The 26,454-nt window shown below is 43.9% G+C and carries 21 protein-coding genes; 12 read left to right on the forward strand and 9 right to left on the reverse strand.

Annotated features, from left to right (window positions below; all coding sequences use genetic code 11):
• Nucleotides 1–7: 7 nt before the first annotated feature.
• The 6 genes from L884_RS0101300 to L884_RS0101325 form a co-directional block, all read right to left on the reverse strand.
• A complete protein-coding gene (locus tag L884_RS0101300; protein ID WP_028765788.1) occupies nucleotides 8–2,227 on the reverse strand; it encodes a PAS domain-containing protein in 2,220 nt (739 codons plus the stop codon).
• Nucleotides 2,228–2,322: 95 nt separating this feature from the next.
• Complete coding sequence (locus tag L884_RS0101305; protein ID WP_028765789.1) at nucleotides 2,323–2,931, reverse strand: TatD family nuclease-associated radical SAM protein; 609 nt, start codon at nucleotides 2,929–2,931, stop codon at nucleotides 2,323–2,325.
• Between the two features lie 118 nt (nucleotides 2,932–3,049).
• Nucleotides 3,050–6,211, reverse strand: coding sequence for an efflux RND transporter permease subunit (locus L884_RS0101310; RefSeq protein WP_051435486.1), 3,162 nt, complete (start codon nucleotides 6,209–6,211; stop codon nucleotides 3,050–3,052).
• Nucleotides 6,211–7,434 carry an efflux RND transporter periplasmic adaptor subunit gene (locus L884_RS0101315; protein WP_028765791.1) on the reverse strand — a complete coding sequence of 408 codons (1,224 nt, stop codon included), beginning with the start codon at nucleotides 7,432–7,434 and terminating at the stop codon, nucleotides 6,211–6,213. The genes L884_RS0101310 and L884_RS0101315 overlap by 1 nt, the downstream gene beginning before the upstream one ends.
• Before the next feature lie 220 nt (nucleotides 7,435–7,654).
• Nucleotides 7,655–8,881 (reverse strand): ATP-dependent RNA helicase SrmB, encoded by a 1,227-nt coding sequence (gene srmB, locus L884_RS0101320; protein ID WP_028765792.1) that lies wholly within the window; start codon nucleotides 8,879–8,881, stop codon nucleotides 7,655–7,657.
• A gap of 76 nt (nucleotides 8,882–8,957) precedes the next feature.
• Nucleotides 8,958–9,680 carry a tRNA1(Val) (adenine(37)-N6)-methyltransferase gene (locus L884_RS0101325; RefSeq protein WP_028765793.1) on the reverse strand — a complete coding sequence of 241 codons (723 nt, stop codon included), beginning with the start codon at nucleotides 9,678–9,680 and terminating at the stop codon, nucleotides 8,958–8,960.
• A 520-nt stretch (nucleotides 9,681–10,200) separates the two neighbouring features.
• On the opposite strand from L884_RS0101325, the gene brnQ reads away from it, so the two are divergent.
• From brnQ to recJ, 4 genes are all read left to right on the forward strand, one after another.
• Nucleotides 10,201–11,544, forward strand: a complete 1,344-nt coding sequence (brnQ, locus tag L884_RS0101335; protein ID WP_084221371.1) for a branched-chain amino acid transport system II carrier protein — start codon at nucleotides 10,201–10,203, stop codon at nucleotides 11,542–11,544.
• 408 nt (nucleotides 11,545–11,952) lie between these two features.
• Nucleotides 11,953–12,855 carry a site-specific tyrosine recombinase XerD gene (gene xerD / locus L884_RS0101340; protein WP_028765796.1) on the forward strand — a complete coding sequence of 301 codons (903 nt, stop codon included), beginning with the start codon at nucleotides 11,953–11,955 and terminating at the stop codon, nucleotides 12,853–12,855.
• Between the two features lie 260 nt (nucleotides 12,856–13,115).
• Nucleotides 13,116–13,838: a bifunctional protein-disulfide isomerase/oxidoreductase DsbC gene (gene dsbC, locus L884_RS0101345; protein ID WP_028765797.1), complete on the forward strand. Its 723-nt coding sequence runs from the start codon at nucleotides 13,116–13,118 to the stop codon at nucleotides 13,836–13,838.
• A gap of 104 nt (nucleotides 13,839–13,942) precedes the next feature.
• The gene (gene recJ, locus L884_RS0101350) at nucleotides 13,943–15,679 is read left to right on the forward strand and encodes a single-stranded-DNA-specific exonuclease RecJ (RefSeq protein ID WP_028765798.1); all 1,737 of its coding nucleotides are present in this window, start codon (nucleotides 13,943–13,945) and stop codon (nucleotides 15,677–15,679) included.
• Between the two features lie 300 nt (nucleotides 15,680–15,979).
• Here recJ and L884_RS0101355 read toward each other — a convergent pair whose 3' ends face one another.
• Nucleotides 15,980–16,459, reverse strand: coding sequence for an Lrp/AsnC family transcriptional regulator (locus tag L884_RS0101355; RefSeq protein ID WP_028765799.1), 480 nt, complete (start codon nucleotides 16,457–16,459; stop codon nucleotides 15,980–15,982).
• A gap of 204 nt (nucleotides 16,460–16,663) precedes the next feature.
• Here L884_RS0101355 and L884_RS0101360 point away from each other — a divergent pair, with 204 nt between their 5' ends.
• The 6 genes from L884_RS0101360 (at nucleotide 16,664) to L884_RS0101385 (ending at nucleotide 22,610) form a co-directional block, all read left to right on the forward strand.
• Entirely contained in the window at nucleotides 16,664–17,983 is a 1,320-nt protein-coding gene (locus L884_RS0101360) for an L-cysteine desulfidase family protein (RefSeq protein ID WP_028765800.1), read from the forward strand.
• Between the two features lie 703 nt (nucleotides 17,984–18,686).
• On the forward strand, nucleotides 18,687–20,015 hold the full coding sequence (locus L884_RS0101365) for an SLC5/6 family protein (protein WP_028765801.1): 1,329 nt from the start codon (nucleotides 18,687–18,689) through the stop codon (nucleotides 20,013–20,015).
• A 548-nt stretch (nucleotides 20,016–20,563) separates the two neighbouring features.
• Entirely contained in the window at nucleotides 20,564–20,944 is a 381-nt protein-coding gene (locus L884_RS0101370; protein ID WP_028765802.1) for a VOC family protein, read from the forward strand.
• Nucleotides 20,945–21,063: 119 nt separating this feature from the next.
• Complete coding sequence (locus L884_RS0101375; protein ID WP_028765803.1) at nucleotides 21,064–21,552, forward strand: 2-thiouracil desulfurase family protein; 489 nt, start codon at nucleotides 21,064–21,066, stop codon at nucleotides 21,550–21,552.
• 102 nt (nucleotides 21,553–21,654) lie between these two features.
• Complete coding sequence (locus L884_RS0101380; RefSeq protein ID WP_028765804.1) at nucleotides 21,655–22,197, forward strand: hypothetical protein; 543 nt, start codon at nucleotides 21,655–21,657, stop codon at nucleotides 22,195–22,197.
• A gap of 2 nt (nucleotides 22,198–22,199) precedes the next feature.
• Nucleotides 22,200–22,610, forward strand: a complete 411-nt coding sequence (locus L884_RS0101385) for an NUDIX hydrolase (protein WP_245603039.1) — start codon at nucleotides 22,200–22,202, stop codon at nucleotides 22,608–22,610.
• A gap of 86 nt (nucleotides 22,611–22,696) precedes the next feature.
• Here L884_RS0101385 and L884_RS0101390 read toward each other — a convergent pair whose 3' ends face one another.
• Nucleotides 22,697–23,125 carry a hypothetical protein gene (locus L884_RS0101390; RefSeq protein WP_028765806.1) on the reverse strand — a complete coding sequence of 143 codons (429 nt, stop codon included), beginning with the start codon at nucleotides 23,123–23,125 and terminating at the stop codon, nucleotides 22,697–22,699.
• 224 nt (nucleotides 23,126–23,349) lie between these two features.
• Between L884_RS0101390 and rarD the strand changes: the two genes are divergently transcribed.
• Nucleotides 23,350–24,282 (forward strand): EamA family transporter RarD, encoded by a 933-nt coding sequence (gene rarD / locus L884_RS0101395; RefSeq protein WP_028765807.1) that lies wholly within the window; start codon nucleotides 23,350–23,352, stop codon nucleotides 24,280–24,282.
• 203 nt (nucleotides 24,283–24,485) lie between these two features.
• On the forward strand, nucleotides 24,486–25,334 hold the full coding sequence (locus L884_RS0101400) for a nucleotidyltransferase domain-containing protein (RefSeq protein ID WP_245603040.1): 849 nt from the start codon (nucleotides 24,486–24,488) through the stop codon (nucleotides 25,332–25,334).
• A 14-nt stretch (nucleotides 25,335–25,348) separates the two neighbouring features.
• On the opposite strand, the gene L884_RS0101405 is transcribed toward L884_RS0101400, so the two are convergent.
• Complete coding sequence (locus L884_RS0101405) at nucleotides 25,349–26,371, reverse strand: GlxA family transcriptional regulator (RefSeq protein ID WP_051435487.1); 1,023 nt, start codon at nucleotides 26,369–26,371, stop codon at nucleotides 25,349–25,351.
• Between the last annotated feature and the right edge of the window lie 83 nt (nucleotides 26,372–26,454).

Below are 26,454 nucleotides of genomic sequence, written 5' to 3' on the forward strand. Positions count from 1 at the left end.
GTCATTTTTAGCTATCAAAGCGGGTGTAAGCTTGGCAGATATTCTGATCACCTGTTTGCTTGGCACGCTTAAGTGCAACCCCTGCATTGGCGATTAGCTGTTCTAGCTCTTGTCCAGCTTGATATGATGCAATACCGATACAGATCCCGTCACCTAAGCCGTTTTCATTGAGTTTATTTAGACTCTCTAGGGCAAAGTAATGCGCTTGATCTGAGTTGGTATCAGGCAGCACGATAATGAGTTTGCCAAGTTGCCAATGAGACATCTGATAGCGATGCGGCAGGTCGCGCAGCAGATGGATTTCCACCTCTTTTTGGCGAGACTCTAGCTGACCAAGATCACTCATATGACTGAGCATGCCCTCAGCACTAATATCGATCATCAACAAGCTGGAAAAGTCTTTGCATTTTTGCGACAAGTTATTGAAATAACGCTCTAAGTCATCTTTATGATTAAAAATGGTGCTACGTTTGGGTACTAAGCTGCCATTGTCTCTAACTAAGGTTCTTTGCTCTGAAAGCTCAAAGCTACAATGAATATATTCAAGCTCTCCTGCTGCATCTAAATGGCCTTTGATTGTTGCTTGTAAATATTGATCTGGCATATGACCAAGTACCACAAATACTTGCCCTTTCCAGCAACCTTGGATCTGTAACTGTTGTGCAATTTGTGGCCACTGTTGGTTAAACTCATCACTTAATAGTGCGCTAACGTTAAGTGCGGTGCTGTCCTCAATTTTTAAAAGCTGATTGAAGGCATCGTTTGCTTTTAATACAAGGCCTTTGGCGTCAGTTAACACACTGGCCATAGGTACATCATTTAATAAGCGACAAAGTACGGCTTGCTGCTGAATTTGCTTAAGCTCAGTGATATCTTCAAAGGTAACCAGCATATAGCGACGTTTATCGTCCGCGCCGATCTCTATGCGTGTGTGGATCGCGAGCCAGTTATTTAAATCTGCATCGAGTTGCAGTTCACCACGCCACTCTTTATCGGTTTGCATTTGGCTCAAGAAAAGTGCGTACTCATCGTCATCCATCTTTAAGACTCGCTGCAAACTGCGGTCTGCTAACTCGTCTATTGGCTGGGAAAGTAGCTTTGAAGCGGTATTGTTAGCAATGACAATCCGGCCGGTATCACTGGCAATAATGCAACCCTCATCAGAGTCGAATAATCGGTTAGTCATATAGATACTAAACTCACGTGAACGCTGAACTAAGCGGTATAAATGGGTGAGTAAAATGACTAAAGCGGTAAGCAGGGTTAGTACTGTTGCACCACCCATTAGAATGTTACGCCATTGGGAGAACTTGGCGGCAATCTCATCATTCTTAATATATGACACCAAGAAATATTCTCGGCGGGTCTCATACTGGGTCGTTAGCTCGACTTTTAGGTACACAAAGGTGGCCACATCACCATGGAATTGACCGAAGTTACTCATCGACATTTTACGCCAAAGCGCCGGATAAGATAGCTTTAAGCTACCGCCCATGGTTTCAGGTAAGCGGCTGACATTACCGTTTGTCTGAGCGCCCGCATAAAGTAAGCCTTGAGTATCGAGCATCATTAATGGTGCTTGTTCACTGGAGTATGCAGGCTTAATACTTCTTAGCATTTTAGCCATCGAGTTATAGGTTACCAGATAGCCGCGTACGCTCTGATCTGGGTTTTCTAACCAAGCAAATTGATACATATAGGGCTCAAGTTGGCCATTAATCGGCGTAAACTCAAGTGGAGAAGTGTAGATTTCATTGCCGCCCATATTGCGGGCAGTGCCGAGTAGGGCTGACGGTAAACTTTGTTTGCCAAAATCATTAGTGCTGGCAAATCTATGTTGTCCTTGGGGATCATAAAGAGCAATACCTAATAGCTCAGGCACATTGTTTACTAAGGTGTCCCAGTTACTCAGTAGTTTTTGCTGGTTTTCAGCTGAAGGTAAGGCAAGATATTGTTTTAATAACTCAGACTTGGCAAACATCTGGGTTCTAAATTGCTGAAAAGTGACTTTATCTGAGATTAATGCGCCTACTGCTTGTAATTCACTATAGCGTTGCGTAGCCCAGTCTTCCTGCAAACGTCTCTCACCTAGAGTGATGATGATATTAGTCAGAATAATCACAGTCACCAGCAGCATACACAGCTGGCTTGCGACAGCTAATATACGTGATTGGGACCAGTGGATCCCCTGTGCATTGATTAATAGCGGTAGATTACGGCTTAGCATGTATCGAATTTTATTACAGTTATTATGTCCAATATTCTATCACGATTTGTCTACCTAACCAGTGCTAGCTCAATTTTAACTAGGATAAAATTAGCCTAACCGACGATATCTAACTCTCGTTGTTTAAACTGCGCACCACGAGACTCGACGATTTGCCGGCAAGCATCTATATCTACCCCATCTAGGCCATTTATGGCAGAAACTTGTACTTGCTTAATGAGTTTTGGCGCCAGTGCGATAAAGTCTAAGACAGCGGCATATGAACCAGCCAACTTAGGACGGCAGTGTTTGATGTAGCTCTCTTCAGTATCGGCATTGAGAGAAATAGATAGGCTATCAACACATAGTGCTAACTCTGGCAGGATATCACGTCGATGGAATAGATTACCTAAGCCATCAGTATTGACGCGAACTTTACCGCCACGGCGTTTAATTTCAGTGGCCACACTTAATAGTGTTGTGAGGTTAAGAGTGGGCTCACCGTAGCCGCAAAAGACATATTCATCAAATAGGCTTACATCACCAAGCTGAGCAATAAGTTCATCGGCTTTAGGCTGACGCTCGAGATCCAGTTGATACTCATGGACCTGTTTACTGCCATTATGTTTGGGACAAAACTGACAGCGTAAGGTACAGCGTCCTGTGATATTGAGGTAGCGGCTATTACGAATATCGTAAACAAGTGTGGGTTGTTGAGCTTCCATGGCAGACCTATCTATAAACGGTATAGCCACAGCATATAGGTTTCGGTTAGTTAAATCTGTTTGCTGGATCGAGAACTCGGTATATAAAAAGGGAGGCTCAGCCTCCCTCGTTATTGATTTATACCGATACCTCATCGGTCTTTGGCTTCCACCACCAGTGATAGAAGCGACTTAATCCACGTCTAAAGTCATCTAAAATGATGTACAACAGCGGGACTAAAATTAAGGTCACTACGGTCGAGAACAAAATACCAAATGCTAACGATGCAGCCATAGGTATAACAATCTGTGCTTGTAAGCTCTTCTCTAACAAAATAGGTACTAAGCCGACAAAGGTAGTGAGTGAGGTAAGAATAATGGCTCTAAAGCGGTAGCAACCTGAGTCAACAGCTGCGCGCACGATACTGTGGCCTTCGGCGCGGGCACGGTTAACAAAGTCGACCAGAATAAGCGAGTCATTCACCACAACGCCCGCTAGTGCCACAATGCCACATAGACTCAAAATACTCATATTCAGGCCTAATATAAAGTGACCAAACAGCGCACCAATCATGCCAAATGGGATCACCGACATAATGATTAGTGGCTGGCTGTAAGATTTTAGCGGAATGGCCATTAAGGCATAAATGGTAAATAGCGCAAAGAAGAAGCCTTGCAGTAAGCTAATTAATGCACTTTGCTCGTCGGCGCTACCACCATCCAATGCGGTTGAGATCTGTGGATATTTCGCTTGCAACTGTGGCAAGAAATCTTGTTGGATTTCACTGACCACTTTTGACGGCTCCACTTTGTTGGTATCAGCATTGGCATTAATGGTAATCGCACGGCGGCCATCAACACGGGTGATAGATGAATATGAGTCACCAAGTTGCAGCTCTGCGACACTTGCAAATGGCACCGCGGCACCTGTTGGTGTGCGGATCAACATATTCTCAAGATGGCCAATAGTACGGCGCTGCTCTAATGGGTAGCGAACCATGACTTTGACCTCTTCTTTATTACGCAATATACGCTGTGCCTCATAGCCGTAGAAACCATAACGTACTTGACGTGCCAGATCTGACAAGGTTAGCCCTAGCGCTTCGGCTTCTGGGCGAATTTTGAGTTTAATTTCTTGGCTACTGGATGAGAAGTTGTCGGCAATGTCATACACACCTTCATAGCTTCTTAGCTTTTGCTTTAACTCTTCTGATGCTTTTGACAGTTGCTCAAGATTACTCGAGGTTAGTCTAAATGAGATGTCACCACCTTCATTAGTGCTGGCATTGATATTCAGTTTCTTAACCGCTAATAGCTCTGGTAGATTTTTACGCCATGCGCTAGCGATTGCTTCGCCATCTACGTCGCGATCTTCACCTTTAGTCAGTTCGGCAAATAGGAACGCTGAAGTGCGTGAACTCATATTGATGAAGCTATGTTTTACCACAGGGTAGCCAAGCTCTTGCTCCATTTGAGCGTTCATTGCGTAGAGGGCTTCTTCCACTTCTTGTACGACTTTTAAGGTATTTTCCTCTGAGCTGCCTTCTTCCATTTCGAGGTTAACCTGAATAAAGTCAGACGGTAGGTTAGGGAAAAACACCCAGCGCACTTGGCCGCTGATGACCAGTGAGATAGATAAAATTAATACACCGATAAATACAGCTACTGCGTTATAGCGCTGCACAATACAACGCTCTAAAAATGGGCGATAGTAGTTGTGAATGAAGCTTTGTAACTTATCGTTAAGCTTAGCTTTTAATTGGCCTAAAGCGCCTAATTGCTCACGGGGTTTACGCGGTTTCATATGCGCTAAATGAGCTGGCAAAATAAGCTTAGATTCAATCAATGAAAATATCAGACATAAGACTACAACCATGCCGATAGACTTCCAGATAATGCCTTGCGGGCCAGATACCATAAGCATAGGCATGAAGGCGGCAATAGTTGTCAGTACGCCAAAGGTAGCTGGCATGGCGACTTTTTTAGCCCCCTTAATGACATTGTCGAGTGAGTGACCATTTTCTTCTATTTCACTGTAGGCACTTTCACCTATGACAATGGCGTCATCGACGACAATCCCTAACACCAGAATAAATGCGAATAGGGTTAATAGATTTATCGATAATGAAAACGGCTCTAGCGGCATAAACAACATGGCGCCAAGAAAGCTAATTGGCAGCCCCATCATTACCCAGAATGCTAATTTTATTTCTAAAAATAGCGCTAAGATTAGAAATACCAGTAAGGCACCATAAAACATGTTAGATAACATCATGTTTAAGCGGCCTTCAAGATAGTGAGTTAAGTCTCCCCAAGTATCTAACTTAGCGCCAGTTGGTAGACTGTCACGCTTTTGCTCAATATAAGCTTTAACCTGCTCTGAAATATCCAGCGCGTTTTGGTCATCAACGCTGAGCACTTCAATAATCGCTGAAGGTTGACCGTTAAATCGGGTGTACTCTAAACGCTCTTCAAAACCGTCATTAATGGTCGCTACTTGTGGCAACATAATACGGCTGCCATCTGGACGGGTGCTTACGACTATTTGCGAAAAGTCCTCGCCGGTATAGGCTTGGCCTTTAGTTCGTAGCAGGATGTCGCCATCTTTAGCGCGAATTGAACCACCGGGTAAATCGATTGATGAGTTTTGAACGGCTTGGGCAACCTGCGAGAAAGTCAGGCCATATTCCCGTAGTTTATCTTCTGATAACTCTATGCCTATTTCGTAATCGCGCACGCCAGTCACTTGCGCTTTGGTCACTGCTGGAAGTGCGGCAATATCGTCGCGGATGACTTTAGCGAGCTCTTTCATCTCTTGTAGTGATTGATCACCATAAACCGAAATCCAAATTACGTTGTTTTCGGGTTTGACTCGGTAAATATTGGGCTTTTCAATATTAACTGGGAAGGTCGATATCGCGTCGATACGCAGCTTAGCCTCGTCGAGAATATCTTGTGGATCATAACTGTCTTCTACTTCAATTGAGACAGAGCCTACACCTTCGCTAGCAACAGAGTTGACCTTCTTGATACCGTTAATATCTTGAATGGCTTCTTCAATTTTAATATTAATGCCTTCCTCAATTTCTTGAGGTGCGGCGCCGGGGTAGGCGACGCTGATATTAATATAGTTAAGCTCAAATGAGGGAAAGACCTCTTTGTTGATGATCAAGGTGCTAAACAGACCACCTATGATTAAAATCCACATCAACAGATTGGCTGCGACATTGTTGCGGGCAAACCAAGCAATAATACCTGTTTGATTCGATGCGCTTGTTGATTGCGAGCTTTCAGTGGTCATTATTGAGCTCCTGCATTAGCAAGTTGCTCGGCATCACTTATTTCAGTTGCGTCATCTTGTGATGAATTGCTTTGTTCACCCAAGATTTTCACAATTTGACCATTTTCAGCATTAGTAAGGTTGGTCAGTGAAATACGCTCACCATCAGCAAGACTGTCTTTAATGTAGACGTTTTCAAGATCGCTTTTTACGATATTAACGTCTCTAAGCTCGATACTATTGTCATTGTTGACGACTGTGACTTGATTGTTGCGTACTAAATGGCGCGGTAATTTTACAATACCGCTAACGGTACGGCCTTTGATTACTGCGGTAACAAAGGTGCCGTATTTAAGCGGTAACTGACCTTCATCACGCTGTTTACGTAGATAAGGATCTTTGATTTCTGCAACTAAATAAACCATACGGTTTTCAGCATCAATGACGCCTTCACTACGGATAATCTGTCCGTGCCAAGTAATGGTTTTGCCAGCGAGATCGGCGCTAAGGCTAACATCGGTATCTGGATTATCGACTGATTCAAGGTAGGCTAAATCGTTATTTGATAATGGTAAGCGTACTTCAGCAATTTGAGTATCGTATAGCTCGCCTAAATTTGTGCCTAAAGTGACATACTGACCTAAATCGACATTACGTGCTTTAATGATGCCGTCAAATGGCGCTCGAATAACAGTGCGCTCCAAATTACGTTGAGCGCGGGCAAGTGCTGCTTGTTGGAATTTTACGTTTGCTTGCTCTTGCTTGAGCTGTGGTAAGCGTAAACCTAGCTCAGGTGGCACACCGCCGTCATATCCTTTCCAATCGTTTTTCGCCACTTCACCTTTAGCGCGTTCTTCTTCTAATGCCGCTTCAGCTTGAGCAAGCGACGCTTGTGCTTGCATTAAATCAGCCTCGTAATCAGATGGTTCGATAACTGCAAGCTCGTCGCCTTTTTTAACAACGCCACCGGCAACGAAATTAGCTGAGATAGACAGCATGCGCCCTTGTACTTCGGTTACCAACTGGGTTTTGTATTTAGGGGTGACCACGCCATAGGATGGCAGGTTAAGTGATACTGTTTGCTGTTCAACTTGAGTGACATCTATGACCGGCAGTGGTGCTTCGTCGGCTTTTTGTTCTGGCGCCTGTTTGGTACCAATAAGGATGACCGCAGCGATTAAAAAGGCTGTCAGAATGAAGAGTGGCATCATTCTGCGGATAATTGTTTTGATATTAAAGCTCATTTGATCTGCGATTCCATGCAAAGGTATTTTCTAAATGCATAAATTACCAGAGTCAAAGGCAAGGTTAAATCATTATTTGTAAATGAAATGTTTCAAAGTGTGGCGTATTGCAAGCGTTTACGTCTACCCTAGGAAAAGACGGAGTGGATATTTACAGGTTATGAAAAAGGCCACATGAAGTGGCCTTTAAGTGTTTGCTAGCAATCAAAAACAAATGAGATTATTTTTTCTTTTTCTTCTTGTTTTTCTTGCTACTGTTTTTGCTATCAGCCGACGGCTTTTTCTTTCCTGGAGGCTTAGCTTCTTTGTTTTTCGGACGCAGATCTTTGATGAATCGACGTTTTAGCGGCTGACCGATATAACGTTCGATTTTACCCACGACTCGAATATCGTGTGCTTCAACTAAAGAGATAGCAGTGCCTTTGGCGCCAGCACGACCTGTACGGCCAATACGGTGCACATAAGTGTCAGCAGAGCGTGGCATATCAAAGTTGATGACATGGGTAATACCGTCAATGTCGATACCACGAGCAGCAACGTCAGTCGCTAAAAGTACATTCACTTGGCCTTTGGTAAAACGACCGAGGGCTTGGAAGCGGGCTTTTTGCTCCATATCGCCGCGCATAAATGCACAAGCAATACCTTCTTTTTGTAATAAGCCTTCGATACTTGCAACCGCTTCACGGGTCTTGACGAACACGATGGCACGTTGCACTTCTTCTTGCTTTAGCAGTGCGGCAAGCAAGGCAAACTTATGGGCCTTGTCATCAGCAAGATGGATCCATTGGTGGATCTTTGCTTTTTCACTGCGTGGTGATTCTGCTTCAAGTCTTACTGGATCGGTTAGTAGTTGGTGCGAGAAGCGGCCAACATCACTGCCCTCAAGTGTGGCTGAAAACAACATAGTTTGTTTACGGCCAACAGACTCAATTGCAATCGTTTCAACGACGGCTGAAAATCCCATGTCTAACATGCGATCAGCTTCGTCAATCACCAGTACTTCAACGTCTTCAGCGTTAAAGTGACCTTTATCTAAGTACTCCATTAAACGACCAGGAGTGGCGACTAAGATATCAACGTTTTTCTGTAGCGCTTCTTCTTGCGGCCCATAAGGTACACCACCAGTGATAATCACGGTATCTAAGCCTAGGCCTGTCGCCAAGTGACACGCATAGCGGTGGATTTGGCTGGCAAGTTCACGGGTCGGAGTCAAGATCAATACACGTGCGCGGCCACCGTATCGACGTGGGAAGTCGATAAGGTGCTGTAACGCAGGCAGAAGGAAGCTTGCTGTTTTACCCGTACCTGTAGGTGCGCGAGCTAAGATATCTCTTTGCTCCATTGCTACAGGGATTGTTTGTTGTTGGATCGTAGTGGGCTTGTTGTGGCCCATTGCTTTCAGTGACTCTAACAAACAAGGGTCAAGCTGGAGATCTTCAAATTGCATGCGTGGCATCTCGATAAATAATAGCCGGACATTATAAAGCTTATAGCAGAGACTTTAAACGATTAGATCACTGCATCTATAGCTTTAAATAAAAATCCTTGCTTAGTTGGATAAATTCGTTGCTGTATTGACCATTTTTGAGGCGAACAGTGAGCTGCTGTTCAAATGCGCTAGCAGTGCTTTGCGCTGCATGAGATAGCAGTAGTATGTGTCGATTCGGCGCCTTACCTTCAACGCTTGCGGCTGACAGTTTGCCGTGAAGTGCTAACTGGTTTGGCGCTAGTTTTGCCTCAAGTTGTGCCACTGTTTCGCTAGGTAATATCAAACTCACAGTGCCATTTGCTGCCAATAGTGCCTTAATCGATTGCAGTAAGGTGTCAAAGCTTAGGCTATCAGTGTGCCTTGCTGCAGCACGGGCACTATTATCTGATTGTGGACCATTGGCAAAGTAAGGTGGGTTGCAAATAATATGTTCAAACAGTGCTGCCTTGGATTGTGAATAAGCTTGCGCGTAACTGGCAATATCGCTGCAAACCAGTGCTAATCTGGCAGACCAAGGGCTAGCAGCAAAGTTATTGAGGCAGTCTGCTGCAGCTAAAGGCTCGAGCTCTACTGCCGTTATATAGGCTTGGCTGCGCTGCGCAGCCATTAGGCTTAACAACCCGCTTCCTGCACCAATATCTAAAATGCTTTTTGCCTCAGTGAGCGGTGCCCAAGCACCGAGTAAAACACCATCAGTGCTAACCGGCATACCGCAGCGGCTATCGTCAATATGAAAACGTTTAAAAGTAAAAGGCATCTACAAAAGCTTTATTAGAGAAAGTCGCCTAATTGTACGCTAAACAAGCCACTACTGAAATTGGCAAATTGGCGCCAGTTGTTAACTATTAACGCGAGATTTTATGTTGCTGATGGTAAGTGGTTACTAGCTTTATAGTGCTTGCTGGCTATTAAAGCAGATGTGTCGGGTTATGTTGGGTCATAGGGTGAATGTAAGTTATGAAAAAACTATGTTAATGCTTGGTTGTTACTTGTATCGAGAATGCGCTTTATTCCGCATGCTTGCTTGTTAATTATGATTGACTCTGCTAATAGTATGCCCCTCTTTGACGGGTAAAAGCCCAGTTTTAGAGACGGTAAACCAGTTTTCAAGCAATTTTAGCGTTAGTATTTTCCGCTGCTGTTCAAAAACTCGCCAAGAATCGGCCGTATTTACCACGGAACCATGTAAAGTAAAGATTACACCCTTTGTTGCCATCTGAGCAGATGCTGTAAAGGGCGGTGATTGCATAACATAGTTAACTAAATAAAAAATCTAGATGGGGAATAAAGTGCAAAACAATCAGTTGAGTATCGCAGATACGTTAGGGTTAGGGTTCATGACCTTCGCGTTCTTCTTAGGCGCAGGTAACCTAATTTTCCCGCCATTAGCAGGCTTTTTAGCCGGTGAAAACATTACGCTAGCCATGTTCGGCTTCTTAATTACTGCTGTCGGTTTACCACTGATCACGCTTATTGCTGTCGCGAAAGCAAACGGCAAAATCATGCAACTGCTGCCTCCCATCGCTGCAACTGCATTGGCTGTGTCGATCTTTATCATTATTGGCCCTGCGTTTGCGGCGCCAAGAACCGGACTAGTAGCATATGAAGTGGGTTTCAAGCCTTTCTTAGAAGACACGTCAGCTACGTTTATGATCGCGGGTCTAACGTTAAATATCACTCAACTATTTTACACGTTAGGTTTCTTCGGTCTTTCTATGGTGCTTGCTCTATTCCCTGGCAAGCTATTAGATAGCGTCGGTAAAGTCCTTACTCCGATTTTAATTCTACTGTTAGTGGGCTTAGCGATCTCAGTTATCGTTATTCCTGGTAGCGATATTGGCGCTGCTGTGGGTGACTACCAAGCGAGCCCGTTGACTAAAGGTATTTTGGAAGGCTACAACACCATGGATACCTTGGCATCATTGATCTTTGGTATTCTTATTATTGATATTCTTCGTAAAAAAGGTATCAACGAACCTGCTGCACAAACTAATTACCTGATTAAGGCTGCATTGATTGCTGCTGCAGGTTTGGCCTTTGTTTATGTGTCACTATTTTATCTAGGTGCGACAGCTGGCGACTTAGCGACAGGCGCTGAAAACGGCGGTGTTATTTTAAGTAATTATGTGATTGCTAAGTTTGGTGCTAGCGGCATGATTTTACTGTCTTCAGTAGTAACACTTGCTTGTTTAACGACAGCTGTGGGTCTGATCAGTGCATGTGGTGAGTACTTTAACGAGTTACTGCCTAAAGTTTCATATCGCCGTTTTGTAGTATTGGTTAGCCTTGTTTGTGCAACTGTTGCAAACGTGGGTCTGGCTCAGTTAATCAACATCAGTGTACCTGTGTTAATGACGGTATACCCTGTTGCGATTGCACTGGTTGCGGTAACTTTCTTAACTGAACGTTTCGCCCATCCAAAAATGGCACATCGTATTGTATTAAGTGTGGCATTGTTCTTCGGTATCGTTGATGGCTTTAAAGCGGCTAAAGTTGATGTAAGCTTCTTTAACTTTATGCCACTGCATAACGAAGGTATGGCATGGTTACTGCCAACCGCAATCGTGATTATTGCTTGTTTAATGGTTAAAAAGCCGAGTCAGCCAGTCGCTGCGAGCTAAAGCAAATAGCGTTTTATTGTGCTGAGGTTAAGATAGCGAAGCACAACACAATGACATAATATTGAGGCGATGATTACACAATCATCGCCTTTTTGTTTAAAAGAAGGTTCTAGGGAAAGTAGGTTCTAGGTTCTAGGTTCTAGGTTCTAGGGAAAGCAGGTCCTAGGTCCTAGGCAAAGACGAGTACGAGGCCTAGGTAGACCGACAAGGCAAGTACCGCTACATTCTGACGGTGATAGGTCGCACGCTGTCGGCCCGCGAGATAGAGCGTGCAGCCCTAGGTTCTAGGAAAAGCAGGTCCTAGGTTCTAGGAAAAGCAGGTCCTAGGTCCTAGGGAAAGCAGGTTCTAGCAGAGAAGCGCCCTAGGTTTTAGGCCCTCGTTTATTTAATCGTAGATAGGAATGACAAGTGTCAGATAAGTACACGCCCGATAGCATCATTGATATTTTCTTAGATGACCTATGGTCAACGAAGGGCTTGAGTGACAATACCTTAAGTGCCTATCGCACCGATCTACGCCATTTAGACCGCTATGTGCAGCGTAACGGTGGGGAACTGCGTACTTGCGGTCAATTAGCGATCCGAGAGTACTTAGCTGAACGTTTTGATAACGGAGCTGCCAAAACCAGTAGCGCACGCATGATGAGTAGTTTACGGCGCTTTTATAACTACTTGATTGTGAAAAAGCAGATAGAAACAGATCCAATGGCATTAATCGAGTCGCCTAAATTAGCACGTAAGTTGCCTGACTCATTGAGCGAGCAAGATATTGATAGCTTGTTGGCTGAGCCAATAGATGATGATCCAATTGAGTGTCGAGACAAAGCGATGCTTGAATTGCTTTATGCAACAGGACTGCGAGTATCTGAGCTGGTGGGGCTAACAATGGAGCAATTGAGTCTGCGCCAAGGCTTAGTGCGTATTACAGGTAAAGGTGGTAAGGAACGATTAGTACCATTAGGTGAAATGGCGGTGGCAGAACTTGAAAACTACTTGAAGTTTGCTCGAGCTGAATTGCTAAAAGGTAAGCAAAGTGACGTGCTATTTCCATCGAAACGCGCACAACAGATGACACGGCAGACCTTTTGGCACCGTATTAAGCATTATGCATTACGGGCGGGGATCACCACCGAGCTATCGCCACATACTTTGCGTCATGCGTTTGCGACCCATCTTTTAAATCATGGTGCAGATCTGCGAGTAGTGCAGCTGTTATTGGGCCATAGCGATCTGTCGACGACCCAGATTTATACCCATGTGGCTACAGCCAGACTTGCTAGTTTGCACAGTGAGCATCACCCTCGTGGCTAATCCTGAGTCACAAGTGTCTTAATAACGTTGATTAAGTTGAATTGATTTGCCGCTTTAGCATTGTTGAATAGCTAACGAGGTAAGGGCGATTTAGACTTTACTCGATCATAAATATTTGATGGATTTCACGTCTGAATGATTTAGTTACAGCAAATAATTTGCTTTAACTGGATGGAGTCTGTAAGTTTTCAGCTCCAAACAAGGTCTAATCGTTTATTAATACCCGAAAGTCTGACCCTTATAAAAGAGTAGGAATAGTAATGAAGTTCACTCGAACATTTTCTTTAGTAATGGCAATGTTAATTGCCCCGGCAGCAAGTGCGGCATCAAACAGCGACAACACCGCGGCATTAAAGCAAAAGCTAAGTGACACACTAAGCGTTGAAGTGATCTCCATTAAGCCATCACCGGTAAGTGATCTCTATGAAGCGTTTACCGATCGCGGCGTGCTTTATATTTCTAAAGACGGATCAAAGCTATTTCACGGTAACCTTTATGATCTAGACAAAGGCATGAAGAACCTAACTGAAGCTGCTATGGCTGGTCCTCGTGTTGATATGATGAAGCCACTTGAAGATCACATGTTGGTTTACAAAGCGAAAAACGAAAAGCACGTAGTCACTATTTTCACTGATGTTAGCTGTGGTTACTGCCGTAAGTTACACAATGAAATGGATGGTTATAACGACCTAGGCATTACTGTGCGTTACTTAGCTTTCCCACGCGCAGGCGTGCCATCATCTAACGCAGATGAAATGGAATCAGTATGGTGTGCTACTGACCCACTAAAGGCGATGGGCGATGCTAAAAATGGCCGTGCGGTTAAGAAAGCCTCATGCGATGCCAAAATTAAAGAGCAATATCAGTTAGGCCAAACATTTGGTATTAACGGTACACCAGCTATCGTGCTTGAAGACGGTACATTAGTTCCAGGCTATCAGCCACCAGAAGCACTACTACGTACTATTGAGTCACAGCTTTAATATTAGCCAGTGATGAAAAAGGTGAGCAAGGCTCACCTTTTTTGTGCCCCTTTTCGGCAGTTTTGTTATGCTACTATTTTTAAATTTTGAGGATTTAATCTAACGTGATCCATCAGATTGTTCGCCGCCCAAGAGTCGATGATAGCCACCTACCTGATAGCCTTTCGCCAATTTTAAAGCAGATCTACGCCAGCCGTGGCGTCAGCCCTGAAGACTGCGAGCTGAGCCTTGGTAAGCTATTACGTCCAGATACGATGGCGGGGCTAGATAAAGCAGCCCAGATAATTGCCGAGGCGATTGAAGCGCAAAAGGCGATTTTGATCATGGGCGACTTTGATGCCGATGGTGCGACATCGACTAGCGTCTGTGTGCTAGCACTGCGGATGATGGGCGCGCAAAAAGTGGATTATCTGATCCCTAATCGTTTCGATTATGGCTACGGCTTAAGTCCTGAGATTGTTGCTGTTGCTGCCAGTAAAAATGCACAGCTACTGATCACCGTTGACAACGGTATTTCATCTATTGAAGGTGTCGCTGCGGCCAAGGCTCTTGGCATGACGGTAGTGATCACTGACCACCATTTGCCGGGGCATACTCTGCCTGATGCCGACGCGATAGTGAACCCTAACCAAGATGGCTGTGAGTTTGCCAGTAAATCGATTGCTGGCGTAGGGGTGGCGTTTTATTTAATGTCTGCGCTTAGAGCTGAGCTCAGATCCCGTAACTGGTATCAACGACAAAATATCAGCGAGCCTAACCTTGGCCAGCTACTGGATATTGTTGCCTTAGGAACAGTGGCCGATGTGGTATCACTCGACACCAATAACCGTATCTTGGTTGAGGCGGGCTTACAGCGTGTTAAAGCGGGCCGCTGTCGCGTGGGGATCACAGCCTTGCTTGAAGTCGCTAAGCGCACACCTTCTCGCATTGTAGCCTCAGATTTTGGTTTTGCAGTAGGCCCTAGACTCAATGCTGCAGGGCGTTTAGATGAGATGGCGCTAGGGGTAGAAACCTTACTTTGTGATGACATCATGTTAGCAAGACGTATGGCATCGGAGCTTGATGGTTTGAATGCTGAGCGACGTGATCTTGAAGCTGAAATGCAGCAAGAAGCACTCAAAAGCCTTGAGAGTGTCGAGCTTAATGAAGCTGAGCTACCGTGGGGGATTGCCATTTATCAGGCGGATTGGCATCAGGGAGTGATTGGTATTTTAGCCTCTCGGATTAAAGATAAATATCACCGACCTGTTATCGCTTTCGCTGAAGCCGGTGAGGGGGAGATCAAAGGCTCGGCTCGCTCAATTAAAGGTCTGCATATGCGAGACTTATTGGAGCTGATTAATAGCCGCCACCCTGGAATGATTTTAAAGTTTGGCGGCCATGCAATGGCGGCGGGCTTATCAATTCAAGCTGGCCAATTTGCCCAGTTTGCTGACGCCTACGATAAAGCGGTACGCGAAGTGTTAGCGCCTGAGTTATTAACTGGTGAGTTAGTGTCTGACGGTGAACTCACACCTGAGCAGTTTAAGCTTGAGCTTGCCAGTGAGCTGAGAAATGCAGGCCCTTGGGGGCAGTCATTCCCTGAGCCTTTATTTGATGGTTACTTCAGAGTGATCCAGCAGCGCATTGTTGGCGAGAAGCATTTAAAGTTGATTTTAGAAACCGAGTGCGGCCGAGTGATGCTCGACGCTATCGCGTTTAATGTGGATTTGAAAACTTGGCCCGATGCCACGATTCAGTACGCGCAGGTGGTGTATAAACTCGATGTAAATGAGTTTAGAGGTAATCAAAGCTTGCAGCTAATGGTTGAGCAGATAGAACCTAAGTATAATACCAATTAGTATAAGAAGTTGATCTACTCAGAGCGCTTTTGGCAAACTAATTCAAGGCGAATAATTGAAAGAATGGTTGTTCCCTTGTGAAGTTATTCAACGCAGAAGTAGGCAGCCAAAAGCGCTCCAGAATGGCGAGTTTTAGCGGCTCTGATACTGCGGCTCTTTATAAAAAGAGGAAGCTTGAACCTAGTTTTACTATGCTCTTCACTCGTTGCCTTGTCTCAGTGCCGCTAAATTCTCGCTGAGCGATTAAATCTTTATACTAATTGGTATAAGGGATGCATAGCTTGCATCCCTTTTTACTCATTAAGCCGGCTTTAGTGGTAAAACTGTGCTGAACTTCAACGACTCCATGGCAAAAGTTGAGGTGACATTGGTGAGCCCGGCAACTTGATTAACTAAACGTTTATAAAAGTGATCAAATGCAGCCATGTCTTCAACTTGTACCCGCATCATATAATCATATTCTCCCGCCATGCGATAAAACTCCATGACTTCGGGCATGGCGTAGACAGCTTCAATGAAGGTTTCATACCAAGCATGGGAATGATCGCATGTCTTAACTTGCACGAATGCGGTGAAGTCAACGCCTATTTTACTGGGGTTGAGAAGTGCGACCCGTTTACTAATTACTCCCTCTTCTTCTAAACGCTTTAAGCGTTTCCAGCAAGGCGTGGTCGTTAAATTAACGGCTTTAGCTAAATCGTTCAGCGATAGCGTGACATCGTGCTGCAACATGGTGAGTAACTGGCGGTCAACTTTATCAAGTTTTACTTTTTCAACCACGAAAACCATCCTTTAAGGTTATCTATTGTGCTTATTTTAGCGGCTATTCTAATTCTCTGAGCTATATTAATAGAATTATTTTCTCTTTTAAGTGCTATTTGTAGAAAAAATGGAAAAATATTTCTTCAAGCAATCCATTACAATAAAACCAAGATTGCAATGACGCTATTTAACCTGTGTCGATGATGAAAAGTGAGCACAAGCATGAAACAACACCTATGGCCATTATTCCTTGAAGCAGTAAAACGCGATGTAGTGCCAGCACTTGGCTGTACAGAGCCCATTTCAGTTGCATTAGCTGCGGCAATTGCCATTGATGAGCTAGGTATGGATCGCCACAGTGAACAGCTGCTAACAGAGGTTAAAATAGATGTTGCTGTATCTGCTAACCTGATGAAAAACGGTATGGGTGTCGGCATTCCGGGCACAGGTATGGTCGGCCTGCCAATAGCGGCAGCAATTGGTACTGTGGCTGGCGATCGCCATGCGGGGCTTGAGGTACTAAAAAATCTCACCGCAGCAGATGTTGCAGCGGCTAAACAGATGCTGGATAACCAGCAAGTCACTGTGGGTGTCGCAGATGTCGCAAATATTTTGTATGCCAAAGTAACGGTTTACTATCAACAGCAAACGGTGAGCGTGACGATTGCAGATAGCCACACAAATGTGATTGCCATTGAAAAAAATGGTGAATTATTAGCAGCCTTCGCCGCAATGGAACAGTCTGAAAATAATGACAACGTCAGTAAAGACAACCTGTTTGTTGAAGCAAAACTGCAAGATATTTATGACTTTGCTATACATGCACCGATTGCTGATATTCGCTTTATCCTGCAGGCAAAAACATTGAATGATGCTTTGTCTAACGAAGGCTTAACGGGTGATTACGGCTTAAAGATTGGTGCAACTTTTATTAAGAACCAAGAGCGAGGCTTATTGTCTGGCGGCTTACTAACAGAAGTATTAACCCGCACTGCTGGTGCATCTGATGCGCGTATGGACGGTGCTATGATGCCTGCGATGAGTAACTCAGGATCGGGTAACCAAGGTATTGCGGCAACGATGCCAGTTGTTGTGAGTGCAGATTTTCTTAAGTCGAGTGAAGAGCAAACGGTCCGTGCATTAATGTTGTCGCATTTGACGGCTATATATATTAAAAGCTATCAAAACAAGCTTTCTGCGTTATGCGGCGCAACAACAGCTGCGATGGGATCTGCTGCGGGGATCACCTATTTACTTGATGGTGAGATTGAACAGGTTAGTGCAGCGATCTGCAGCATGATTGGTGACGTTAGTGGGGTGATTTGCGATGGTGCTAAAACCGCATGCGCAATGAAAGTATCATCATCTGCGGGCGCTGCGGTAAAAGCGGCTTTAATGGCGATTGATGGTATTAGAGTTACCGGTACTGAAGGCATTGTGGCTGATGATGTTGACCAAACCATTCGCAATTTAGCAAGCTTAGCCAATGGCGCGATGACCCAAACCGATGTGCAGATCTTAGAGATCATGATGCATAAATAAATTGCGGGTTAATGCTAAATAATAGTCACTCATGGCTATCATCACAGCTGTTTATCTATGCCCTTAACATAAAAGCTTGAGCCGAGTGCTAAGCGAAAAATAAGCCAAGTCGATTGTTTATTGAACGTCGATTTGGCTTTTTAGTATCTGCTGTTTGCAACAGCGCCAATATCTGAAAATCTTCATTCATAATACTGATTGCTATTATTAACTCTCTTCAATTTAAAGATACTGTCATCTAGCTTGTTAATTTATTTTCTAATAGTTTGATTTTTAGTCTTATGCTGGTGGGTGATGTGACTCACATATCGATTTGATTTAGTTGGGGTTATCACTTTAATTCGCGAATTGTGCGCCACACCTCTCTAGCCTTAAATCTAAAATATTGAAATGAATCACATTTTTAAGCTCGGGAACGCTAAAGATTAATGACTAATAAGGTGAAGGCCATCAAACTATTGGCCGCTGAAAAGTGATTAACTCTTGATCTGGATCAGTACGGATAAATCATCTGAAAAAATCGCTGATTTGAGAGCATGTTTTGCTAAATTTCCCTTGTTTGGTGGCATTTTAAATAAAAAAATTCTCTCCATCCTTGAGTATGCTCAGGCCAAGTAAATGCTATAAAAGCATGCGTTCTCATAAGCATAATTATAATTTTTATCGTATCAGTGGCTCTAGCCAAATTTAATGGAATTGATTAATGAGTGAAGTAGTTCAAGGGGCACTAACTGGTGGCACCCAAGCGCAATCCCTACATGAGCGCGCCAACATGACCCAAGCCGAATGGCAACAAGCGACCAAATTCGACAGTGTCGACATAGGTTGGATTGTGATGAGTATTGGTATGGCCATTGGTGCAGGTATCGTTTTTTTACCTGTGCAAGTTGGTGTAATGGGACTGTGGGTATTTTTGCTGTCATCTATTATTGGCTATCCAGCAATGTACCTGTTCCAAAAGTTATTCATTAACACTTTAGCTGAGTCAAAAAAGTGTACTGACTACCCAGGCGTGATAGAAAACTACCTTGGTAAAAACTGGGGTATCGCTTTAGGTGTGCTGTATTTCTTAATGTTGGTTATTTGGGTGCTGGTTTATTCGCTAGCGGTTACTAATGACAGTGCCTCTTACTTGCAGTCGTTTGGGGTAACAGAGGGCAAGCTGAGTGACAATGTATTTTACGGGTTAGCTCTTATCTGCTTATTAGCTTTTATCGGCTCAAAAGGCGAAAAGCTACTGTTTAAACTGTCTGGCTTTATGGCGGTTACCGTGTTGTCATTGGTTGCAGTCATGGGCGTATTATTGATGGCTCGCTGGGATATGGCCAACATTCCAAGCATGGGCGAATTTGCCCCTATGCTGAAAAATGCCATTATTACCTTGCCATTTACCTTAACGTCTATTTTGTTTATCCAGTCGTTAAGCCCAATGGTTATCTCTTATCGCTCTCACGAAAAGTCGATTGAAGTTGCGCGCTTTAAAGCTGAGCGAGCAATGAAAATTGCCTTTGCTATTCTTTTTGTCGTGGTGTTCTTCTTCGCGGTATCGTTTACCTTCGCTATTAGCCAAGAGCAAGCAACCGATGCGATGCAGCAGAACATCTCTGCTTTGGCGATTATTGCGCAATACTTCCCGGGTAGCTGGGCGACCATTACCGGTATTGTGATTAATATCTTTGCGGTAGTGACTTCTTTCTTCGGCGTGTTTTTAGCATTCCAAGAGGCCTGTCGCGGTATTGCAATGAACATATTGCTGCGTAGCCGTAAAGAGTCACAGATTAATAAAGAACTGGTTAATAAGCTTATTACAGCATTCATTATTTTACTGGCGTGGTCTGCGGTTGCGTTAAATGCACCTATTTTGTCGTTTACTTCTATCTGTAGTCCAATTTTTGGTTTGGTAGGTTGTTTGATCCCTGCGTACTTAGTGTACAAAGTGCCACACTTGCACAAGTATAAAGGTTGGGCGACTAATCTGATTATTGTCACCGGTATTTTGTTGTGTGTTTCACCATTACTAGCCTTTATGTAATCACCGATTAGTGATTGGCTAATCAAGCTACGCTTGGGCTTTGGGTTAGACTGCGTCTAACAACTAAAGTCGTGGGATTCCATCCCACACCCGGGCAAGAGGGGGACAACAGCTTCCCCCTCTTGCCCTTTCTTTTATAAAGAGTCCCAGCCGCCCCAGACGAAGTTGTCTCCCTCGTACTTATTCGAAATAACCTAACGCTTCCGATGGGGCATCCTGCCCCGCGAAAGCTAGCCAGACATCCATGTCTGGACTCACGAAATTTATTCCAACGTACTTCGGCAACTTCGATGGGGAATTGGTGTTTTCTGTTAGCTTGGTTATGAACTTCATCCATTGGAAGAAAAAAGGTAAAGCAATTACTGATAGTCTACTAATCTGCAGTGTTTCAAATATCTTCTATTAGTTTTACTACTACCTATTAAAACAATAGGTTATATTCTTGCTAAGCGTTTTATCGAGACACTCAGATAAAATTTAAAGACGTAACGATAACAATGCTATCGGTGCTGCAGTTTAATAAGCTGTTAGGTGTACAAGGAGGTTCGGTGAATTTAAATCAAGTTACATTACCCGTAATTAACATGGATAAGGCTACAGATTTCTATCGTATTCTAGGTTTTACCCAAATAGTTGATACGCCACATTATGCGCGTTTTGAATGCCCTGAAGGTGGTTCAACTTTTTCACTATCTTTAGAAAATTGTGAATTTGTAAGCCGAACGGTTATCTATTTTGAACATGAGCAGCTAGATGAATGGGTCGATCAATTGAAGATTAAAGGCATTAATTTCGACCAAGAACCTACAGATGAAAGTTATTTATGGCGAGAAGCTGTTTTACATGATCCATCAGGTAATAAAATTAAACTTTATTGGGCTGGTGAAAATCGCCTCAATCCACCTTGGCGTGTCGAAATACGTACCTAGTAAGTGCTAAAGGAAGGACGTAAAAAGCTTGGCTTGCGACACTTCATTCCTAAGTTTAGCCAAGCATTTTGCACCTGTTAGGCGGGCGTTAACTATTTTTCGTATGTAAAGGAATTCCTGTGGTAAAAGTGCTTGTTAGCTCGTGCTTGGTTGGAAATAAAGTTAGATACAACGCAAGTTGCCTATCAATCCCTGAGTCTGATTTCGAATGGCTCAAATCAAATGTTGAATTAATAGTGTTTTGTCCCGAGGTGTCAGCAGGTCTGCCTACACCGAGAGCTCCTGCTGAAATAATTGCGGGAGAAGGTGATGATGTGCTCAATCATGGCGCGAAAGTTGTTGGAAATGATGGTATCGATGTTACAACTCAATTTTTAATAGGGGCGGAAAACGCGTTGCTGCTCTGCCAAAAGCTGCAAATAAAGTATGCGTTGCTCGCAGAAGGTAGCCCGTCTTGTGGTAGTTCCACAATTTATGATGGCTCATTCAGCGGTATAAAAATTGATGGAGCTGGGGTAGCCGCTGCATTATTAACGCGTAATGGTATCAAAGTATATAGTCAGCATACTGTCGCTAAGCTTCGACATGCGCTGAAAGCTATTTGCTAACAACTGATAAAAATGGCGTGACTTTCTATCAATATACAATTCAACGATCATAGTTAAACGCGCTGATGATTAGTGTCACAGTAGGTCGTCAAGGAGAGGTAAGTGAATATTGACAATATATCGAAATTTAGGTTGGCAGGTGAAGCGTGCCCAGCAGATTTAACCTTTCTGGTAAAGCGCTTCTTGCCGCTGTTATCAGAGGTGGAAGTTGAGTTTAACGACCAAGCTGATTGGCAGCCTTGGGCTGATAAGAGTTATCTGACGGAAAAGGACTTGGCCGATCCCGATATTGTGGCTAATGTGCAAGCCATTGACGACACATTTGCACTGATTTCATTTGTGGCTGAGTTTCCTAATGGTGAATACCTTGGCTATTGGCGTGGTCCTGAAAATAGAGCAATTAAAGATAGTCCATTAGTGCTGTATAGCAGTGATGGCCGATTTTCGCTTTGTGGCGCTAATCTGTTTGAGGCATTGCATCTTTATACCTACGACGATGACGTACTGACAAGAATAAAAAACGCAGCAATTGCTAATGGCTTTGAACTGGATTTTGACTGCGTTGATGAAATTGAAACTGATGAAGTGGTTGTTTCGCCTGATACCTATCACGAAACACGCTACTACCAACTGAAAGGTAAATAATAATGAAAGTGATTGATAAGCTTGCTTGGGTGTTGATTCGAGATGGCAAGTTGTTAGCGGTGCGCTCTAAAGGTAAACAGTTGTTTTATCTGCCGGGTGGTAAGCGCGAGGCGGGGGAGAGTGATGAGCAGGCATTGGTGCGTGAGATTAAAGAGGAACTGTCTGTCGATCTTGAGCCTGCTAGCATCAAATATATGAATACATTTACTGCTCAAGCAGATGGTAAAGCTGAAGGTGTGTCGGTACAGCTGACTTGCTACTTTGCTGATTACTCAGGTGAGTTGCAGCCGGATGCTGAAATTGAGCAGCTTGAATTTGTTGACATGAATGACGAGGCAGTATGCTCGTTAGCAGCGCTAGTTGCTATGGGCTGGCTTGAGTCGCAACAGCTTATTAATAGTAAGACTGCTTAATCACAAGCTGAGTTAACCATCTAATAGAGCAAGCTAATGGCTTTAGCTTGCTCTAATTAATTATATTATCTCTCGCGGCCGATAGGTTAGAGCAGCTTGCGCCATACTTCGTACTCTTTTACACCGTCAACTTCGCCTTTATGGTGCCAGTAGGTGACGGTTTGACCATTCTCTTCACTGGTTTCTAGCCAACCTTTAAAATGGTAGTTCTTGCCATGATGCTTAGTACGAGTACCGCTTTTTACTGCTTCGGTGTAGTTGTCACCATCCACTAAAAACTCACCGGCAAGATAACCTAAGAACACACCATTTTCGCTATTGGTTAATGAAAATATATCGCCTTTAATTGATTTTACTGCCACTAAACTGCTGTTGTCGGCTTTTAAAATGGTGCCATCCGCTTGCTTGTATTCCCCCTTTAGGAAGTACCAGTTACCTTCAAAGGTGTGTGCTGAGACCTGAGTGGGCAATAATATGGCGAGTATGATGACGACACTACTTATAAACTGCTTCACGACTTACTCCTTTAATTTATTTGATAGTTTCTTCCTTGTCTCTCTTTATGAGAGCTGTTTGTAAGCTATCACTAATATCTGCAGACCAACAATAAAGTGTTGGAATGACATATGACAGCTTTAGGTAAATCACACTAAATAGGATGATATAAATCACGCTTTTATGGCTGCTCAAATGCGACAATAGCGCACGCTAATTTTCAATCCACACCTGTAAGATCCCTATGCAATCCAATACTGCGAACACTGCCTCGTCTACGTTTCAAGGCAATGCGCTTGCTGCGTTCTCATTTTTACTTTGGGGCTTAATGCCACTGTACTATCAATTTCTGCCTAATGCGGATATTAATGAGTTACTGGCCTTTAGAATTTTGTTTTCTGTTCCTTTTATGGCATTAGTTTTTATTCTGCTAGGCCGTAACATGCCATCATTGGCTGAGCTTAAGGCTGATAAAAGGTCGGTTTTGTTGTGTGGCTTAGCATCACTGATAATGTGTGTGTCTTGGTATAGCTTTACGTGGGCGATGACCCATGGCCAAGTTCTGGCTGCAAGTCTAGGTTTTTTCATTAATCCATTATTTGCTATCGCCTTAGGGGTGCTGTTTCTTGGTGATAAGCTATCTGCAGCGCAAAAGATGGCTGTGGTGTTGGGGATCTGTGGTATTAGCTATATGGTTTATAGCTATGGCGAGTTGCCTTGGTTGGCACTGAGTATGGGCAGTTTTTTTGCGCTTTATGGTTTGTGCAAAAAGTTTATTCGCTTTGACTCATTAACCTCGGTAACGGTTGAAGCATTGCTGTTAATGCCTGTTGCGGCTATTTACCTAATGTGGCTCTGGGGCTCAGATCAAAGTGTGGTGATCTCTTCAGCTATGTCAGGTGAGCTAGCAACTTTGCTGCTTTATATCGGTTCTGCCCCTGTGACGCTGATGCCGCTAGTATTCTTTGCACTAGCGATTAGAGCGACCAGTTTATCTATGATTGGTTTGATGCAATATGTTGAGCCTAGCTTACAATTCTTGTTAGCGGTTTTAGTATTTAACGAGCATTTTGACCAAGTGAAAGCGGTGAGCTTTGCGTTAATTTGGACAGGTCTACTGCTGTGCTCATTAGAAGCACTGCCAAAATTACGCAAGAAAACCAAAGCGCCAGTTTAAGCTAAAATTGCTGTGCCAATTTATTAAAGGGGAGCATGCTCCCCTTTTTGCTGTGGTTAGCCATGTGAGCTAAGCCACAAGATCTTGGTTAAGCACTGCGAGATAATTGAAACTGAGTTGGGTTTAACATACATTGGAATGCTGCGTTAATTTTACCGCACTGGCTGCTATGCAGTTTTCACATCGATTCCGATAGGTAAAATATGAAACATTATCCAACTGCTGCAACGGGTTTAGTATTAAGCTCGATTTCATTTCCAAGTTCACTACCTGCAACTCACCAGCAACTGCTTGAGCAGATCATTCGCGTGTTTAGCACCGATCCTCGGGTGGTCGGCATTGGCGCTAGTGGCTCTTATGCGTCGAACTCAATGGATAAATATAGCGATTTAGACTTAGTGATTGCGATTGAGCCTGCATTTTTTGAGCAGGTCATGGCAGAGCGCTTGAGTTTGGTTGATAAAATTGATGGTAAGGTCGCAGCCTTTACAGGCGAGCATGTTGGTGAGCCAAGACTGATCATTGCTTTATATGAGCCCCATGCTCTGCATGTGGATTATAAGTTTGTTGCTTTGCCTGATGCGGCCCTGCGCGTAGATGATACCCAAGTCATTTGGCAGCGAGGCCAGCGTTTATCGGCAGTATTGGCAAGTACCGCTTTTGCTTATCCGCAGCCAGAACAGCAGTGGATTGAGGATAGGTTTTGGACTTGGGTGCATTATGGCACCACTAAAGTTGCTCGCGGTGAGTATTTTGAGGCAGTGGAGTTTTTATCATTTCTGCGTAGTACAGTACTGTCGCCTTTGGCACTGCAAAAGCAGGGCTTAACCCCCTCTGGAGTAAGAAAAATTGAGCAGCGCTTACCTGATTTTACTCGGCAGTTATCACTCACCGTTGTGAGTCCTGAGAAAGCGCCATTAATCGCCGCGTTGCAGCAATGTATAGATCTATATCTAGGGTTAAGACAGCCTTCACAGATAACGGTTAACACTCAAGCTGAGAAGCTCTGTATTGATTACTTTAACGCTGAACTGCTTGGTCAATCTACTTAGTAATACTGAGTAACTTACTTAGATTGACGCAGTGCATGGGGGCTAGTGCCAAAGCGTTTACGGAATACTTTGCATAGATAACTCACATCATTTAGGCCAATTTCTGCAGCCAAGTGTTGCAAGTTATGGTCAGAGTTAAGTAGTCGCCAGTTAACGTGTTGCAGCCGCATTTCAGCCCAGTACTCTCGCGCTGTTTGGTTAAAGCTGTCTTTGAATAATCGGTCAAGTTGCCGCCGACTGATGGCAAGTTTCATGGCTAAGCTGTCTACCGTGTCAGTACTTGCCAGCTGTTGTCGCATTAAACTCACTGCGCGGCCAACATGGCGGTTGGCAGTATTATTGATCTGTACATTGGCATTAAGCGATTTTAGTTGATGGCGCTGCTCTCGAGCCTCATCAACTAACATATCGGCTAAGCCCTTTAGTGCTTTAGTGCGGCCGCAGTGCTTTGCTAATAGCTCAACTGCAAGATCTATTGCGGCATTGCCTCCTACGCAGCTTATGCGTTTATTATCGATACTAAATAACTGCTCACTAGCCACTTCTAACTTTGGAAATGCCACTCTAAATTCAGCTACATGACGCCAATGCACAGCCACTTTATGTTGCTTTAATAGGCCTGCCTCGGCAAATAAAAAACAAGCGTTATCGATACTAACCAGCGTGATCCCTTTGGCTACAGCGGCATGTAATATGCGGTGGTATTGTTGCGGTAGTTGCTGACAATTTCGAGCACTGCGGCCACCAAAAACCACTAAGTAGTCAAAGTCATTCAGCTCAAGTTCTTCAATGGTGCAGTTGATCTCTATCGACACGCCATTGCTCGATTGCTGATGGCAAGGAGTTGGGGCGATGAGCTGCCAACGACAGTATTGTTGGTTACTGTAATCTTCTTCATCGGCAGAGAAGCGTAACTTATCGAGAAACCCTGCAAACGGCAGCATGCTAAATTCGGGTAATGGCAGCAGTAAAAAACGCACATCTGGCGACTTTACCGAGTTGATTGACTCTAGTGGGCTGTTGGTTGACAAAATCATTGCCGCTTTCAAAAAAACAGATGTCTTAATATTACCTTGTTTTGTCTAATTTGCCTCGCGTGTTGTGGCTCAGTGCGCTTTAT

It is taken from the genome of Shewanella fidelis ATCC BAA-318, assembly GCF_000518605.1.
GTDB lineage: Bacteria > Pseudomonadota > Gammaproteobacteria > Enterobacterales > Shewanellaceae > Shewanella > Shewanella fidelis.